At 44.3% G+C, this 17,313-nt stretch carries 16 protein-coding genes; 4 read left to right on the forward strand and 12 right to left on the reverse strand.

What is annotated here, in order from left to right:
• Nucleotides 1–2 precede the first annotated feature (2 nt).
• From OQY15_RS18050 to OQY15_RS18075, 6 genes are all read right to left on the reverse strand, one after another.
• On the reverse strand, nucleotides 3–1,016 hold the full coding sequence (locus OQY15_RS18050) for a zinc-binding alcohol dehydrogenase family protein (protein ID WP_265793311.1): 1,014 nt from the start codon (nucleotides 1,014–1,016) through the stop codon (nucleotides 3–5).
• A complete protein-coding gene (locus OQY15_RS18055; RefSeq protein ID WP_265793312.1) occupies nucleotides 1,017–2,039 on the reverse strand; it encodes an aldo/keto reductase in 1,023 nt (340 codons plus the stop codon). It lies immediately after the preceding gene.
• A 9-nt stretch (nucleotides 2,040–2,048) separates the two neighbouring features.
• Nucleotides 2,049–2,879: an amidohydrolase family protein gene (locus OQY15_RS18060; protein WP_265793313.1), complete on the reverse strand. Its 831-nt coding sequence runs from the start codon at nucleotides 2,877–2,879 to the stop codon at nucleotides 2,049–2,051.
• Nucleotides 2,880–2,887: 8 nt separating this feature from the next.
• Complete coding sequence (gene fucP / locus OQY15_RS18065) at nucleotides 2,888–4,132, reverse strand: L-fucose:H+ symporter permease (RefSeq protein WP_265793314.1); 1,245 nt, start codon at nucleotides 4,130–4,132, stop codon at nucleotides 2,888–2,890.
• Between the two features lie 142 nt (nucleotides 4,133–4,274).
• Nucleotides 4,275–5,525 (reverse strand): hypothetical protein, encoded by a 1,251-nt coding sequence (locus tag OQY15_RS18070; protein ID WP_265793315.1) that lies wholly within the window; start codon nucleotides 5,523–5,525, stop codon nucleotides 4,275–4,277.
• Nucleotides 5,509–6,066, reverse strand: coding sequence for a sigma-70 family RNA polymerase sigma factor (locus tag OQY15_RS18075; RefSeq protein ID WP_265793316.1), 558 nt, complete (start codon nucleotides 6,064–6,066; stop codon nucleotides 5,509–5,511). The genes OQY15_RS18070 and OQY15_RS18075 overlap by 17 nt, the downstream gene beginning before the upstream one ends.
• A gap of 205 nt (nucleotides 6,067–6,271) precedes the next feature.
• On the opposite strand from OQY15_RS18075, the gene OQY15_RS18080 reads away from it, so the two are divergent.
• Genes OQY15_RS18080 through OQY15_RS18090 form a run of 3 tightly spaced genes read left to right on the forward strand, consistent with a single transcriptional unit; the run spans nucleotide 6,272 to nucleotide 8,179 of the window.
• Nucleotides 6,272–6,628, forward strand: coding sequence for a hypothetical protein (locus OQY15_RS18080; protein ID WP_265793317.1), 357 nt, complete (start codon nucleotides 6,272–6,274; stop codon nucleotides 6,626–6,628).
• A gap of 18 nt (nucleotides 6,629–6,646) precedes the next feature.
• The gene (locus OQY15_RS18085) at nucleotides 6,647–7,192 is read left to right on the forward strand and encodes a YceI family protein (protein ID WP_265793318.1); all 546 of its coding nucleotides are present in this window, start codon (nucleotides 6,647–6,649) and stop codon (nucleotides 7,190–7,192) included.
• Nucleotides 7,193–7,201: 9 nt separating this feature from the next.
• Nucleotides 7,202–8,179 carry a DUF5777 family beta-barrel protein gene (locus OQY15_RS18090; RefSeq protein WP_265793319.1) on the forward strand — a complete coding sequence of 326 codons (978 nt, stop codon included), beginning with the start codon at nucleotides 7,202–7,204 and terminating at the stop codon, nucleotides 8,177–8,179.
• Nucleotides 8,180–8,187: 8 nt separating this feature from the next.
• Here the strand turns inward: OQY15_RS18090 and OQY15_RS18095 are convergent, their stop codons facing one another.
• Nucleotides 8,188–9,378 (reverse strand): DUF1015 family protein, encoded by a 1,191-nt coding sequence (locus tag OQY15_RS18095; protein WP_265793320.1) that lies wholly within the window; start codon nucleotides 9,376–9,378, stop codon nucleotides 8,188–8,190.
• 406 nt (nucleotides 9,379–9,784) lie between these two features.
• On the opposite strand from OQY15_RS18095, the gene OQY15_RS18100 reads away from it, so the two are divergent.
• Nucleotides 9,785–10,747 carry an energy transducer TonB gene (locus OQY15_RS18100; RefSeq protein WP_265793321.1) on the forward strand — a complete coding sequence of 321 codons (963 nt, stop codon included), beginning with the start codon at nucleotides 9,785–9,787 and terminating at the stop codon, nucleotides 10,745–10,747.
• A gap of 6 nt (nucleotides 10,748–10,753) precedes the next feature.
• On the opposite strand, the gene OQY15_RS18105 is transcribed toward OQY15_RS18100, so the two are convergent.
• The 5 genes from OQY15_RS18105 to OQY15_RS18125 form a co-directional block, all read right to left on the reverse strand.
• On the reverse strand, nucleotides 10,754–11,890 hold the full coding sequence (locus OQY15_RS18105) for a PepSY-associated TM helix domain-containing protein (protein ID WP_265793322.1): 1,137 nt from the start codon (nucleotides 11,888–11,890) through the stop codon (nucleotides 10,754–10,756).
• A gap of 105 nt (nucleotides 11,891–11,995) precedes the next feature.
• Nucleotides 11,996–14,416, reverse strand: a complete 2,421-nt coding sequence (locus OQY15_RS18110; RefSeq protein ID WP_265793323.1) for a TonB-dependent receptor — start codon at nucleotides 14,414–14,416, stop codon at nucleotides 11,996–11,998.
• Between the two features lie 129 nt (nucleotides 14,417–14,545).
• Entirely contained in the window at nucleotides 14,546–15,208 is a 663-nt protein-coding gene (locus OQY15_RS18115) for a GIY-YIG nuclease family protein (RefSeq protein ID WP_265793324.1), read from the reverse strand.
• Between the two features lie 92 nt (nucleotides 15,209–15,300).
• The gene (locus OQY15_RS18120) at nucleotides 15,301–16,857 is read right to left on the reverse strand and encodes an alpha-L-arabinofuranosidase C-terminal domain-containing protein (protein ID WP_265793325.1); all 1,557 of its coding nucleotides are present in this window, start codon (nucleotides 16,855–16,857) and stop codon (nucleotides 15,301–15,303) included.
• Nucleotides 16,858–16,889: 32 nt separating this feature from the next.
• The gene (locus tag OQY15_RS18125) at nucleotides 16,890–17,261 is read right to left on the reverse strand and encodes a DUF6717 family protein (RefSeq protein ID WP_265793326.1); all 372 of its coding nucleotides are present in this window, start codon (nucleotides 17,259–17,261) and stop codon (nucleotides 16,890–16,892) included.
• Between the last annotated feature and the right edge of the window lie 52 nt (nucleotides 17,262–17,313).

The following is a 17,313-nucleotide window of genomic DNA, read 5'->3' on the forward strand; positions in this document are numbered from 1 at the left end:
ATCTAAAAAACTATTACAGCCTTGATTGCCCCGTTTGCCGGGTCCACTAATTCCGAAAACTGGTACTTTATTTCATCAAATTCTACTTTATGCGTGATATAGTTCTCGGGGATTACAGCCCCGTCCCTGATGCAGGATACCACCTGCTCAAAATCTTCGGGCAGCGCATTCCGGCTGCTCATGAGGGTAGCCTCACGTTTATGAAACTCGGGGTGGCTGATCACCAGCTCTTCTTTCTGAAGGCCGATGAGCACGTATCGTCCGCCATGCGCAAGATACTGTACACCAGAATTAATCGCTTTCAGATTCCCTGTACAATCCATGACCACGGTAGGCATATCACCATTCGTGATTTCCTTTAACCGTTCCATCACGTCATCGGTCAGTGGATTGATGGTATGTGGAATTCCTAAGGTATCCTTGCAAAACTCGAGCCGCTGCGGATTGACATCCATTGCGATCACCTTACCTCCTGCTATAGCAGCAAAGTCCATCGTACCCAGTCCTATTGGACCGGCTCCCATGACCAGCACAAATTCATCCAGTTCTATTCCGGCACGCCTCACCCCATGGGCTCCTATTGCGAGCGGCTCAACAAGTACCAATTCATCCGGAGACAATCCTTCACCCCGTACAAGTGCATAGTTGGGAACGGAAATATAACCCCTCATACCGCCATCAATATGAACACCAAAAACTTCCATTTTCACACAGCAGTTGGTCTTTCCATTCCTGCAGGCCACACATCTTCCGCAATAGAAATATGGGCTGATACTCACCACTTCGCCTACATTAAATCCACTTCCTTCCTGGGTGGACACAATCTCGGCAGCAATCTCATGTCCCAGTATCCTGGGGTAATTGAAAAAAGGCTGTGTACCTCCAAAAGCATGTATATCAGTCCCGCAAATACCCACGCGCAAGACCTTTAAAAGAGTGTAACCTTCCTTTTCTACAGGCATTTCAGTTAACACATATTCAAATTCTCCCGGGGTATTGCAAATTAATGTCTTCATCTATCTATAGCTATTGATTAATCCTTCCTGTTGCATCGCCTCCCAGAAAGCTTTTGGTATGCGCTGGTTTGCCATGGCGATATTTACTTTTACTTTTTGCGGACGGGTGGTATTCATGGCAATGCTGTCAACGCCGGGGATATGCAGACCGAAATCAACACATGCTGCGGCAGGCTGTATATTGAACTGCTTGCAAAGTTCAACAAAGCGCCCGCGCCATTCCAGTAACATTTGTCCATTTTTAGTTTCAGGGTCTACCAGCTGGTAATTAAAGTAATCGCTACCTGTGAGAAACCCGCCGTTAAAAACCGCTGAGTTAATGACGCGGATATTTTTTGAAGCCAGTTCTGCAATAAAATCCAGCAGTTCCTGCGGGTGGGAAATTACGGTGAGGCTGTTGGCAATCATGACCCAATCCAGTGTTACATCTGCAGCAATTCTGCGGATAACCTTCCAGTCTTTGGAGCCCACTCCTATGGCCTGTACTTTCCCGGCTTTCTTCAATTCAGACAGCGCCCTGTAGGCATCCAGGACGTCCTGATACAATTTGTTCTCTTCTTCTTCATTTGCAGCACCGGCAAGGTACTCATCAGGATCATGAACAGAAACCAGCTGTGCATGATACCTGCCCAGCAGTTCATTCCCCTGCTCAAAACATTCCAGAATACCCTCGTAGCTAATCTTTTGTACAGCATCATGCTGCAGGTCTACCCATACTCCCTTTTCGAAAGTCGGTTCCGGACCTGTGAGTGGCGTCCTCAGCCAGCCCAGCTTATTGCTAATCAATATATCGTCAGGATGAACATCCAGGTCTGAGAGGCAGGCGCCCAATACTTCCAGCGATAAGCCTGCGCCATATTTACCGGCAGAGTCAAATACAGGTGTACCTGCGGAGTGCATCAGGCACTGACGCACAATCTCCTTTTTTTCTTCGAATGGAACCGCCTGATAGAGATTGCCTAAGCCACTGGTACCAAAAATAACTTTGGGCAGCACAAGGCTTTCAGAAGAGGCATTATCCATATGGGTTATTTATAAATGGTAAAAAGCAATTGCATTTTTGCCAAAAAAGAGTTCCTGCTCATGGATCGTTAATGAACCCGCCCAGGATTTTACAATATGGAGAACCTCACTGTAATTTGCCGCTGCTAGACATACAGGCCAGTCAGAGCCATACATCACTCTTTTAGTGCTAAATGCATTTATAACAGCGTCAAGGTAAGAAATAAAATCTTCAATTTTCCAATTTTGGAGGTCAGCTTCGGTAACCATCCCGGAAATTTTACAATGCACATTTTCATACTGTGCCACTCGCTCCATATCTTTTTTCCACTCACTGATCTCTCCGGCTTTAATTCCAGGTTTTGCCAGATGATCGATCACGAAACGCTGATTCGGAAAACGGGAAACAAGCTCAGGAATATAGCGAAGCTGATCCTGCAAAATCAGGATATCATAGCTGAAATTGTATTTTTCCAGCAGGGATATACCCTTCAAAAAGGAGGGCTGCAAACAGAGGTCGCGCTGTTTTTCTCCCTGCAGGATATGACGGAAACCCTTCAGGACAGGTTCAGTGGAGTAAGCCTCAAGGACTTCCTCTACGGCGGGCGACTGCAGATCTACCCAGCCCACTACCCCTTTTATAAAATCGTGCTTTTTACTTAAGCCGGTCAGGAAATCCGTTTCTTCAGTGGTCTGATCGGCCTGTACGGCCACGCAACCCTGTACATCATTTTCCTGCAGCACGGGCTCCAGATGCTCTGGCAAAAAATCCCTTCTGATGACAGCCATATCGTCACCAATCCAGTCGTGCTTTACAGGATCATACTTCCAGAAATGCTGATGTGAGTCGATTGTAATCATATACTTTCTTAATGTGATACACTCAATTTGATTTTACCCACCCTGATATTCGTCAGTGCGAAATAGAAGATCACCGCAAAACAAACCGCAGGCACCGCATAGGCGATCTGTATATCTGTACGATCAGATAATCTGCCCATCAGCACAGGGAAAACGGCTCCCCCAACAATGGCCATGATCACCATTGATGATCCTTCCTTCATCCTGGATCCCAATCCGCGGATGCTGAGCGAAAAAATCGTAGGGAACATGATCGACATAAAAAACTCGACACCCATTAAAGCATAAACTGAAGCTTTTCCCTGCAGGAATATCGCGGCAACAATCAGTGCGATATTGATTACACTGTAGATCGCGAGCAGTTTTGAAGGGCTGATAAATTTCATCAGGAAAGTACCGATAAACCTGCCTGCCATAAAACCAAGCAAGGCACCGGATAAGAATAGCGCTGCCGACTTCTCTTCTATTCCTGCCACGTGTGAGGAGAAACGGATAAAGAAACTGCTTACACAGGTTTGTGCCCCCACATAAAAAAATTGTGCAGTGACACCCAGCATCAGGTTTTTCTCCTTTAATAAGGATCCTGTGGCTTCATTATGGTCTTTTTCGTCCTCAATTTCCGGTAAAGGAGTTCTGATCAGGAAAAGTGCAATCAGCAGCACCACGGCTCCAATAATCAGAAAAGGGACCTGCACGGCAGAAGCCTCTTTGTCGAGGTATGCATTCAGTTGCAGGGGGCTCATTGCCGACTGCTCAGCAGCACTCAGTGTATGTCCGGAGAGGATAAACATCCCTCCCAGCAGGGGAGCAAGCGTCGCCGCCAGTCCGTTGAAAGACTGCGCAAAGTTCAGTCGCTGTGTAGCCCCCTCGGGATCTCCCAGGACAGTTATATAAGGATTTGCTGCCGTTTCAAGAAATGTAAGTCCGCTGGCAATAACAAACAGGGCGATCAGGAAAAACACATATGAGCGGGTTGCCGCAGCCGGATAAAATAGAAATGCGCCTATAGCAAAGAGTGTGAGTCCGAATACGATGCCCCCCTTATATCCGAATTTTTTCATAAACCATCCGGCAGGGAGTGCCAGCAGAAAATAAGCAATATATGATGCAGAGTCAATAAAGGCCGACTGCGTATCAGTTAGCTGGCATGCTTTCTTCAGATGTGGTATCAGGATAGGGTTCAAGTTGAGAGCAAATCCCCAGAGAAAAAAAAGGGAGATGATCAGGACTACAGCAAAATGATTCTTTTTCATTTTTTATCGGTTGTATACAGGTTTTACAATTTATATTGGCTCAGGCTAAAGAAAGGACGTTTTTGCTAAAAAAAGCAACACCAGGTTATCCAGTTATTAAGCTATTTTGTCCTCTTAACAGGATAACCTGCCCTAATGCGTGCTAATATAAAGAAGAATACCGGTTTGCTGCCAGCTTACCTGGTTTTTTTGAGGGGAAGAGCCCGATGCTGAGAGAGAAGGATACTCCGGTCGATTTTAAGTTGACATCATAGTTGCCTATACCTGTCAGGGGTAACTTTGTAAAGGGTTGCACACCTACACTGACGTTCTCGCTGATCTGGTGATCAAAACTAACCGACACATTAGCGATTCCAAAGACATGCTGGTTTTTGTTATTAATTTCTGTGGTGCTTACCTGCTGAGCCTGGTTTGGCCTGGTGATGACATAATCGTATTTCTCTTTCAGCATAAAATAGCTGGAAAGACCCGTATTGACACTTACCGAAAGTTTCTTTTTATCCAGCACTTTGTAGTTTACATTCAGGGGAATATCGATCACATTACAATCGGCTTTGATTTCCAGATCCGTCCCTGCGGGAGGAGTATAGGCAATATTAGATCCCGGACCAGCACCATAATTGTAATATTTTTTTGCATATATCGCTCCGGAGGTCAGGCTGAACCTGGCACCCAGGGCATATGTTCCCAGCAGGCCAAGATTGGTACTTACTTTGGATGACCTGTTGCTGCCTGATGGGCCCGAAGAAATTTCAGGTGCCGCCATAGCACTCAGGATCAGGGCCGGTCGCGCAGAAATGGCATCTTCCATTTTCTCTCTGACACTTTTCGCTATTTCAGTATGGTGGATTTTTTCCAGCGGATCTCTGCTTCTGGCCAGTGCCAGTGCTTTATCTGCGAGGATTGCACTGTCTGTTAAGGGAAGAGTGGTGTGAAGTGGCGCAAAAACTACAGTATGCCCGGGCATGGGCCTGATCTTTAGCTGCTCGTTTGGCATCAGTACTGCAGCGGGAAGCTCAGACACATAGGGTGCTGCATGCTCAGTGGCGGGTAGTTCGCCCTGGTTTTGTGTTGCTGCAAGCCGGCTGCTCCTAAGGGTATCAGTTCCTCTGCCTGGCAATGCATTACGGGTCGCTTCTTTTCCTTTCTGCGCAGTAAGTGGATTTTTAACTCCTTTTTCAGACACAGAGGGGCCCGACAAAAACCAGAACAGGAAGATCAGTACTGCTGCGGCAATGCCGCTTGCTGTATATACCCAAAAAGGTAAGATCTTCTTTTTCTCTTTTTCATCCAGTTTACGTGCCATCTTCTCCCAATCCATCACATTGAAAGGAATATCGGGTTCTTCGAGGCCACGTTTAAATAACTGATCTATCTCATTCTCTGTCCCCATCAGTAATTTTTATAGTTTTGTTCATTCCCAGTGCAACAAGTTTTTCCTGCAGCTTCTGTCTTGCTTTAAATAAATTTGATTTTGAAGTCCCGGCAGATATATTGAGCAGCTCGGCGATCTCTTCGTGTGAATAACCGTCGATGGCGTACAGGTTGAACACCGTACGATACGCAGGTGACAGACTCTGCACCAGCATCAGCAGGTCCTTGTAAGCCAATTCATCATAAACTCCCGCCGCATCACCTATATGCTGATAGGTATCTACATCATCATGGTCCGAAAACTTAAGGTTCATCCTGTAATGATCAATGGCCGTATTGGTGATGATCCTGCCAATCCATGATTTAAAGGGTCTTGAAGGATCATATTTTTCAATATGTGTAAAGACTTTCAGAAAGCCTTCATTCAGCACATCGGCCGCATCATAATCACTCAAAGCGTAGCGCCTGCAAATAGCCATGCCATAACTATAAAATTCTTTATAGAGTATGTACTGACTCGTTCTGTCCTGCCTGATGCACCCGTTAATGATTCCCTGCAAACTTCTGATAATTAGATCCTGAGCTCTTCCTGCCCCCCACTACGGAGCAAAGGCAGAATAGGTTGCCAAACATAATAAGAAAAGTAAATATTTCACACAAGACTCTGTTAAACAGCGAATTATTTTTCAATTGTGTATTTTTTTCGAGTCCTGCACAACCTTCATCAGACTTCAGCCGTAACCGCATAACCAAGCTTTATCACATATGAAAAAACCCAACACGCTTCTGGCAGGGATTGCACTCATCTGCCTGTCCTTTGCAGCATGCACAAAAAAGCAGGCTGAGGAATTTAAACCAGAGACTCCGGAGACACCGGCAACCAAAGTAAGTTACGCCACTACCATTGCCCCTATTTTTCAGGCTAAATGTGCCGGATGCCATACATCAGGCAGATCTGGTACCGTTGCCTGGACATTTGCCGGCCTCAGCTCAGTTGTAGCCAGTTCTGAACGCATCAGAAATGCGGTAGTAGTAAACAGGTCGATGCCCCTCAACGGAAGCCTGTCCACAACAGAATTACAGTCGGTGCGTGACTGGTTTGACCAGGGTATGCAACCTTAACCCCTTAAATCTTACGCTATGAAAAAATCATTCTTCATTTTCTGTTGTGTGCTGATCAGCATCTCATCACATGCGCAGCAGCTCTATAGCAGTAAAAGTGCTACCATTTCATTTTATGCAAGTACACCTGCAGAAGATGTTGAGGCCACAAGTACCAGGGCAAGTTCAGTAATGGACATCAAAACCCGAAACCTGATTTTCAGGGTGAGCAATACAACTTTCGAGTTCCCGAAGAAATTAATGCAGGAACATTTTAATGAAAACTACATGGAAAGTGATAAATATCCGGTATCTACATTTAAAGGAAAGATCCTGGATGATGTTGACCTCACAAAGGATGGCACTTACCAGGTGACCATCGATGGAAGCCTCGATATACATGGTGTGCAGAAGAATTACCAGACCAAAGCCTCACTGGTAGTGAGCAATGGGAACATCAGTGCCAAAACCAATTTCAAGGTTAAGGTGGCTGACCACCAGATTAAAATACCAACACTTGTTTTTGCTAAAATCGCGCAGATCGTAGACCTGCAGATATCGGCTGTTTACCAACCAAAAAAATAATCCCTTCCTATGATCCTGAAAAGAATAGTACTCCAAAAATATGACAAATACTTCTGCCTGATCATCCTGCTGCTGACCGCATTAAACAGTTTCGGACAACAAGACCTGGAGAAAGAGCTGGGCAATACGGGTCCTGCACATGAAAAGGTTAGCGCAACGTTTAAATCTACCAAACTCATTAACGTTCATACCAACGAAACCATCTTTAAAAACGAACTTGATTTCAGGATCGACCATCGCTTTGGGGACATCGCCGGCGATAACGGTGGGATCAGGCGCTTCTTTGGCCTGGATAATGCAACAGATGTGAGGATAGGTTTTAAGTACGGACTGAGCGACCGGCTCAGTGTGGGCTTTGCGAGAGCTAAAGGGGCCACCGACGTGCAGCAGCTGTATGAAGGAAACCTGAAGTTCAGACTGCTCGAACAAACTACGGATGATTATATCCCGGTGGCGGTCACGTTATTTGGCAGCACTACTGCTACTGGTGTTACAGCGAGTGATGATCCTTCCGCTGGCACCGCCTACCGCAACTTTTCTGACCGCCTGAATTTTGTTGCCCAGGTAATCATAGCCAGAAAATTCAATTCCAGCTTCTCCTTTATCCTGACGCCAACTTATGTACACCGCAATTTCACAGCGTTCAGAGATCAGAATGACCTTTTTGCAGTAAGTGCGGGTGGAAGGGCAAAAATCAGCAAGAGGATGGCGCTTGTGGTGGATTATACCATGCCGTTCCGTAACAGCGCGGATCAGGATTACCTCGAGGAGTTCAATGGACTGAAGTACCGGAATGCCTTGGGTGCAGGACTGGAAATAGAAACCGGCGGACACGTCTTCAATCTTAACTTCACCAACGCTACAGCAATAGAGGAAATGCAGTTTATTCCACAAACCACCAGTAACTGGCTAAAGGGTCAGTTCCGCTGGGGTTTCAGCATTGCACGCAGGTTCTCCTTTCATAAAAAGGACAAAGACAAAAAGTAAGTTGCTGTTTAGCAACTTACTTTTTTGAGTTTTCTCAAGAGGAGGCCAAAAGGTATTTTGGGTTCTATCCAGGTAGATTTTGGCGGGAGCATAATACCCTGCTGGGCAATCTCTATGAGTTGTTCCGCATTCATTGCCGCCATGGTAAAGGCAATGGCATGGGGGTTCTCGAGCAGGATCTTCTCCAGTTCCTGCACAGCACCGGCACCGCCCACAGGAATGAGCCGCTGATCGGTTTCGGGTCTTTCGATGTTAAAGAAAGGCCTGAATACCATTTCCTGCAACAGGCAGGCATCGGGCAAGGTATGTGCATCTTTCAGCTTACAGACCATATTGTACCATCTGCCGGCAATGAACAATCCAAATTCATTTCTCTTCATCGGCATCACCATTTCATTCCGCTGTGATTTGGTGACCGAAAACGACTTTTTCAGATCTCTGAAAACCTGATCGATGCACACTTCATCAGAAGGGATAATTACACGGTGGTACTCTTTGATCCGCAGCTGATCGCTCGCGAGGTAAAAGGAAGAGATGTAGTTAAAATCTGATGATTTTGATCCCTCCATCTTGCGTGTTTTGCGGTAATTCACCGCCGCTGCCAGACGGTGATGTCCATCAGCCAGGTACACATATTGCAGTTCCGAAAAACAACTGCTCAGCTGCTGGATGGTCTTCATATCATATACTGTCCAGATCCTGTGAAACACTTTATTGGAGTAATATACAGAGTTTGCTTCGGCCTGTTTAATCCTGAGCAGCAGCGCGCGTATGGCGGCGGTTGGTCTGTGCGTGATCAGCAAAGGGCCACCTTCCAGTCCTACTTCATCCCTGTAGTTCACCAGACCGGAGGAATTGCTCTCCAACGTGGACTCATGGGTTTTGATATGTCCGTTTTCGAAATCATCCAGATCTGTAACGGCCCATACTCCTGTCTGGACAGAGTTTCCTTCAGTAATTTCATAGATGAAAATGCAAGGATGTTCTTCCTGATAGAAGTCGCCCGCAGTAATCATTTTTGTAAGGTTTCCGATAATGTGATCATTTGTTAACTCCTGGTTGCCTTCCTGCCCTCTATCCAGTTTCTGCGCAAGTATTCCATTGCATTTCCCGGATATGGCTGAAGAACGAAGAGATATCATCTTATCAACGTAAACGTCCTGAGGCCTCAAGGCCTTAAAGGGTCTGATTGTTGCCATAAATTGCTTTAGCTGTTTCCGGACAAACTTGTCGCTGCGCCACAACCCATAGGAATGCAGCTACAGGAACTAAATTGCCCTATATCAAAGTTTTGAGTGAATTGGCTGGTCATTTTGATAGATAGATTGGTTGTATGCCTGCAAAGTTCCACAGAGAATAATTGATATTACAACCTGCCTGTTAATAAAGAAAATTATGCTGAATAGAATCAGTGACACGAAATATTTATCTGATTGACCCGGGCTAAATATTAAATAGCAAAATAAAGTTTTACAACCGCAGACTGAAAACACTTTAACGCGTATTTTATACACTAAGCGTTCATTCTGTGACAATTAGGCTTTATTGAAATAAAGTTTTATATTAAATGATCATCAGTTATCTTGCAATGAAATATAATACCATATGAAAAAATCTAATTTACTGCTCTTCACCCTTCTATTGATCTCTACAGGCGTATTTGCGCAAAAACAAAATATTTATCTGATTAAAGACAATGGACAATACGTGGAGACACGGGATAGTGCAGATTATATCAGAATTGTCCAGGAACCGGATAAAGGATCGGAACTTTACATCATCAACGAATTTTATAAAGATGGCAAAGTAAAAAGTATGGGTTTATCCATGAAGGTTGACCCACCCTTTTATGTAGGCTTATACAGGTCTATGTATAATAATGGGAATAAAAAACAAGTTGCCAATTATGCAAAGGGTTTACTCAATGGGCAGGTATATAATTACTATCCCAACGGGAAGTTATATACCGCCTTCAACTATTCGGAGGGGCAGCCAGGATCTGCATTTGCCCCCTATAAGATTATTGAAGTCAATGACTCTACCGGAAAAGCCATGGTTAAAGATGGGAACGGTTTAGCAGCTTTCTATGACAATGATTTTAAGAAGATCGTCAGCAGGGGCATGATCAAAAACGGAGAATATGACGGGGTATGGACAGGTGAAGATCCTACCAATCATAGCACTTACAAAGAAACTTATGAAAACGGTAAACTAGTTTCCGGTGAAAGTACCGGAGCGGACAATGTCACGCTAACTTATACCAAATCTCATATTCAACCAGAATATAAAGGCGGGATGACCAGCTTCTACAGGTATTTAGGGCAAACCATACGTTATCCCGTAAACTGCCAGCGCATGGGTATTCAGGGGGTTGTTATTCTTAAGTTTTTTGTGGAAAAGGATGGTAAGCTCAGTAACATCACTATTGTCAATTATGTAAACGAAGAACTTGCGGCAGAAGCCGTACGGGTACTTAAAGCATCCCCTAACTGGAATCCCGGAGTGATGCGGGGCAGGAAAGTACGGGTAGCCTACAATGTGCCAATTTCATTTAGCCTGTCCAGATAAGCTCGGCTACACCGTAAGCGCAGGCTCTCTCTTCAGGACAGGAACAACTTTCTTTTTTTTGGTTTTCTTCTTTTTCTTTAGCCAGATGATCAGCCCTGTAACGGGAAGGCTGGCAGAAATCAGGCTGGCAATAAAGGCAAGGATTTTACCAAAAAGACCGAACATCTGACCCGTATGCAGGTCGTAGTTGCTCGACTCCAATTTATCAGCCAGTTTGAAGTTCCTGTACAATTTATATTTGGACATCTGCATAGTAGCAGGATCAAAATAAAACACATTTTGTTTCCTCGAGAATTCTGAAGGATAGATGATTCTCAGACGCAATTCTCCGGTTTTCCTGATCGATAAAGCAGTTTCCTTTGCGCCCGGATATTGCAGCATTGCTGCTGAATAGATCTGGTCATAGCGCTGTGGCAGGCTGTCCTGTGAAAAGGGTTTAGCGCTGGCTGCAACCGAAACTGGTTTGGTCAATTTTGTACCTGTTAAAAAGGTTGCTCCTTTCTTTACGCTGTCAAAACCAAAATATAATCCCGAAAGTGCAACAATGATCAGTATCCAGGAGGAGTAAAATCCTAAGACGTTATGTAAATCATAATTCACCCGTTTGAATGAGGCATTCCACTTGATGGTAAGCGACTGACGCAATAAACGCATCTGATTAGGGAACCAGAGCACCCATCCGCTGATCAGCATGATCACAAAAATAACGACCGACCAGTTCATGATAAACTTACCGGGTTCTCCCAGTAACAGCGTCCTGTGCAGATCTTCATCCACATGAAGCCAGTCGGGTTTTGCCTTTGTAACCAATTCCGCAGTATAGGGATTAAAGTAATAATCGTTTTTCTTACCACCTGAGACTATTACCGTAGCATCCGGCCGCGCATTGTTGATCCTGATGGTAGTCAATTTGGCATTTTTACTTGCCTTTTTATAATTCTCTATGATTGGCGCAAGACCTACAAAAGGTTTTTGCTGTACAGGAACGTACAATTTATCTTTCTGTGTTAAATCACGGATCTCTTCTTCGAAAACATAGATACAACCTGTTACACTGACAATAAATACAACCAAACCCGTTGCCAATCCCAGCCATAAGTGTATTTGCAGGATTGCATTTTTGAATTTCTTACTTTTTGCCATCAGAGATTGTGTTTTCGCAAGCAAATATATACTTATTAAGATTGAATACAAACAAAAGAAGCCCAATGGATATCCACAGGGCTTCTTTTTTAGATCTCAGAACATTTAAAATTTATAAGATACCGTTCCGATAAAGCTCCTCAATTGCTGAGGGTTAACCGTTCCGTATCCGATATAGTATTGTTTGTTGGTAAAGTTATCCGCTTTCACAGCAAATCTGATATGCTTGTCATAATCCCAGAAAGCAGAGGCGTTCAGGATAGTATATGCAGGCAGGATAAACACACCCTGTCCGGCAGCTCTTGAATTGATAATTTTGTTATCACTCGCATAGTTTCCACCAAAGCCCAGTCCCAAACCTTTAACGATATGTGCCGGCAATCTGTAGCTTGCCCAGAAATTAACCAGGTAAGGTGAACCTGCAGTGTTAGGTCTCAATCCATTCAGATCTGCATTGGTATTTTCATATTTTGAATCATTGTATGCGAATCCTGTTGTCACGTTGAACCCAGCAAATGGATTCGCCGTAATTTCTGCTTCGATACCTTTACTCACCTGCGTACCATCCTGGATCTGATTGTTTGGAGCAGGAAGTGTGTTATCTGTACGTACAATATCTTTTACTTTGATATGGTAGTAGCTGATGGTAGAACTTAAGCGGCCGTCAAAAGCATTCAGCTTCACACCACCCTCCATCTGGTTAGCCTTTTCAGGCTTGAATACCCTGCTTTGGTAATCCAGTCCGTTTACGTTGGTAAAGCCATTCTGATAGTTGGCGAAAACCGAAACAACATCTTTAACTGGCTGGTATACCAAACCGAATTTAGGTGCAAAGGCTGTCTGATTAAATGCGCCCACCGGGTCTGGAGAAGGTGGATAATAACTCCCGCCGTTTTCAAAGCGGTCCACCCTGATTGCTGCCAGTGCCAGTAATTTATCGGTGATATTTAACACCTCAGATACGTAAGCACTGTAGGTATTGGTGGTATAGATATAAGGAAATTCACTTGGAGTAACCCTTCCATATAAGGCATTCAGCGCCGCAGCATTGAAAGCTCCATAATTAAAAGTTGAGCTGTTTAACGGAACGGTATCAAAGTTACCTCCGAAGTAGTGCTGGTCTGAGTTTCTTCTCAGGTAGTCCAGGCCAATGACAACGCGGTTTCTCAATCCGGCGATGTTAAAATCACCATTAAAGTTCTGCTGAATCTCTAGCGTCTGGTCTTTACTTTTGGCGGTCGATTGGTCGTTACGTGAAATTGAATCACCCAGAAGGTAGAAATATGGTCCAAATCCATCACTATAGCTATTTGTTAAGGATGCATTGGTAGTGGATGTCCAAGCATCACTGATTTTGTAAGTTGCCTGTCCAAAGAAGTTGGCACTTCTGGAGTACATACTCAAATCATTGCCCAGATAGGTTTTTTTGTAATCAAAGCCCAGTTCATCAGCACGGTTAGTTCCCAATCCTGTTGTACCCAGCAGGAAGTAATATGGAGAAATCTGTGAGCGGCCGGCCATGATTTCTGCGTCCAGGGTGATGGATAACCTGTCGTTCGGATTGAAAGTAATGGTAGGTGCAATATTGTAGTTGCGGTTAAAACCTGCGTCCTGGAAACTGCCTTTGTAATTATATGCAGAGTTTAAACGGAACAGGACTTTTTTTGCCGGATCTAAGGGGGCATTGAAATCAACGCTGGTACGCAGGAAGTCATAGCTTCCGGCACTCACTGCCACTTCGCCACCTACAGCATCATATGCTTTTTTGGTCACACGGTTGATCAAACCTCCGTAGGTAGTCAGCGCGTTGCCAAAAAGCGTCGCCGAGGGACCTTTGATCACCTCAATACGCTCCAGGTTACTCCCGTCAATACTGCTGGTTACGTTACCTGCAACGCCATTACGCAACTTAGCCTGTGTTACAAACCCGCGTGAACTGTAGTAAGAACCGCCATCACCACCGCGGCCTGTAGCTTCCCACACTCTCGCTATACCTGTGGCGTTGCGCATCGCGTCATCAACAGAATAGACCAGCTGATCCTGCATCAGCTGACTTCCAATGGTGGTGTAAACCTGAGGGTTCTCTAAATTGTTCAATGGCATTTTAGAAACGTATTCAGATTTGGTACGCTTGTATTTATTCGTTTTACTGGAGTTAATCAGGATTTCCTGCAGTTCGCCTTTGCTTTGCTCCAGCATGAAATCGCTGGTCACAGTTTTATTTGCCACCACTTCTACCGACTGGCTTTTAGTGGTCAGCCCTACATAACTTACGGTGACGGTTTGTGAACCTTCCTCGACTCTTATAATTTCATATTTACCGTTTTCATCAGTGGTAGTGCTTCTTTTTAGCGCCTGGATGTAAACATTTACAAATTCTGCAGCCTTGTTATCTGAAGTTTTAACAGTCCCTTTGATTGTTCCATAACGGGTTTGTGCATGAAGAGAGCTGAACGACAAGCAGCAGATGAGCAATAGTGCTGCTTTTATAATAATAGATTTTAAATTGGGTAAAGGTGTTTTCATTTCCTGTATTAGATTAGACTAATTATAAAGAGTCCGCAATATTACAAGTTTTTAGGTATACCAAACAATTATTTAACACTTGTAAGCGCAAATAAATCGGTAAAGCACACCTATATGTTAAATTGTTGTCTAAGAAGTTTTGACCGTAGTTGGTTTAACCTTAAGATTTTTAAAGAGATATTCAGTGATTAAATGTTTTTTCTCACTGATCTGCGTAAATTCAAATTGCTCTTCCCCTTCGGCTGCAGTCATTGCTTCTTTAGCTTTATTGTAAGAACATCTGTACAACTCGCCCCCATTCTGCAATTTTCCTTTTTCGTACTGGGAGGATGATTTATACTCGCTGAGTTTCTGCTGGAACATTTTCTCCACTTTTCCCAGACTTGTAGTCTTAGCTTGCAGGATCAGTTCCCAATCATCAATAGTACCACTTTTGGAAGCAATATTTAAGGATTTAATCCTATCATTAACTTCGTTTGAAGAGCCCACTTTAATGAGGTGATTTTTTTTAGAGCCGGCAATGTAGATATAGCCTGTTTTGTAGGTTCTCAATGCAAAAGGGATTCTATCCGTATCTCCCTGTACAAAAACACCATCAATGTCTGTGAAATTATGATCATTGTTCTCTGCACCGCCGACATTGTACGCAATCACCTTTTCAGTTTCCAACATTCTTTGCTTCAAGTCGTCTGACATCGCCTCTCCATTGGCATCAATCAGCATATCTTCCGAAATCTGGTGTTTTTTTATAAAATCTTTCTGCTCCTTTGTCAACGGGGTTTTAATAATCATGTACAATAGTACTGATATTAATTGGCATTCAGGGTTAGGCAACAGAGAATGCCTGATCCTGAAACCTGAGGCTCAGCTAAAAAACCTCTTCCTTAAGGCTGTTTCTGCACAATCAGCACGGTGAATGATGCTGGAGCTACCAGGGTATTCAGTTTATCCAAATTGAACTTCCTTTGCGTTTCCTTCATCGCTACTGCATTCTCCTGCTTAAATGAATTAGCAGCGTACAAGTTTTTAGCGGTATAGGAGATCTGTTTCAGCGTGGCCTTTTTGAAACCTTGCGGCAGGTGATCAATCCGGATCGCCGTGTTGATGGCATGGACCGCATCACGGTTGACTATAGTGAAGATGATCTGATCGCCTTTTTCAGAAAGACTGCAGGAAACATCAAGGGCTTTAATCCCTGCCTCCATATCCGGAGATACGGTAGATGATTTCAGGGTATACTTACCAGCATAGTCTCTGAAGGCCTTCAGCGGCGCATAAATAGTTTGGCGGTACGATCCTGTTGAATCGGCCATGATGGGTGCTAACACGTTCACTGTCTGTGCCCAGGTGGCCATACCTACAGAAGCACTATGGCGCTGAAATAAGTTGAGAAAAGTAGCAACCCCTAGGGCGTGCGACCAGTTATACTGGTATTCCATCTGGAACAGTCCTTTACCTTTTTTTGAATTGATATCCCATATTCCCCATTCATCCACAGCGAGTTGCACAGGTGCTGTCCGCGCGGGAAAGCGGTACCAGGAGTTGAAATTTGAAACCTTCGCCGGAATCTTGCTCAACAACGATTCCATATCCACCAGCGGTTTCTCAAACTGGTCTATGGAACGGATCAGCGTAGCGTAAGTTGTATCTGTAGGAATGGAATACAGGTGAACAGCAAGGAAATCGCATACAGGGTGTAGCTTTTCCAGTACCTGGCGGCTCCATTCCGTATCATCTGAATTACCTACCAGCACGAGCTTTAGTGTAGGGTCCTGCAGTTTCATCAGCTTCACAAAAAACCAGGTATCTTTGATGTAGGTCTGCACATCCTGATCGCGTCCCGCATCCGTCTCTGCGTACTCTTCATTCCCAATTCCCCAAAATTTCACGTTGAAGGGTTCTTTAAAACCATGAGCCCTTCGCAGGTTCGCATAATGGGTATCTCCGGTACCGTTACAATATTCTACCCAGTTTGCCGCCTCTTCGGGTGTACCTGTGGCCATATTGACAACCAGGAAAGGCTCTGCCCCAATTTTCCGGCAGTAAGTTATAAATTCAGTAGTACCAAAGTGGTTGTCTTCTACACCGCCCCAGATGAGGTTTTTCCTCTTTTTTCTCTCAGTTTTAGGCCCTACCCCGTCTTCCCAATGGTAGATCTTGGTAAATGTTCCTCCCGGATATCGCAACAAAGGCGTACGAAGCTCCTTTACTTTTTCAATGACATCCTTTCTGAAGCCATCCTGATCCGACAATGGAGATCCTTCTTCGTAAATCCCTTCAGTTACAGCGCGCCCGAGATGTTCTATAAACTGTCCATATTGCAGGAGGTTGATCGTGCCTGTTTGCTGTGTTGCATCCACAGTAACAGTCGCCTGCTTTGAATGTTGAGAATAGACGGTTAAGGTTAGGAAACTGAAAAGGCAGGCTAAAAGAATCTTCATTTGTAAGCGGTAAAAATCATAAAAAGCTGAAATTAATCTTTCTGATCTGATTTTACCGGATAATCTACATAAATTACTTCAGGCAAATCGCCAAACACACTTTCCGTCACCGAGCACAACCACAATTTGTGATTAAATGCCTTGCCTTTGTAGGTTTCCATGATATAATCACCCCCACCAAGCTGACAATTAGTTCTGTCTTTAACCAGTTTCATCCGGTCTGCTCCTTTAATAGGTTCGTCGCTCATTTTCAGGTAACATTCGTTTTTATTTCCTGATACTTTGTCGAGCATCGTATCTGCACCTTCTACCATCTCCAGGTCAACGACCGACTTAGTCCATTCCGGCAGGTCGACAAACCATTTCTGTTCTTCTGTTTTATAAAATCTAAATGTTCGGTTCATTTTACACTATCGTATATTTCCGGATCAATCAGATTTTGTGCCAGCATTCAGT

Source organism: Pedobacter sp. MC2016-15, assembly GCF_026239695.1.
Classification (GTDB): Bacteria; Bacteroidota; Bacteroidia; order Sphingobacteriales; family Sphingobacteriaceae; genus Pedobacter.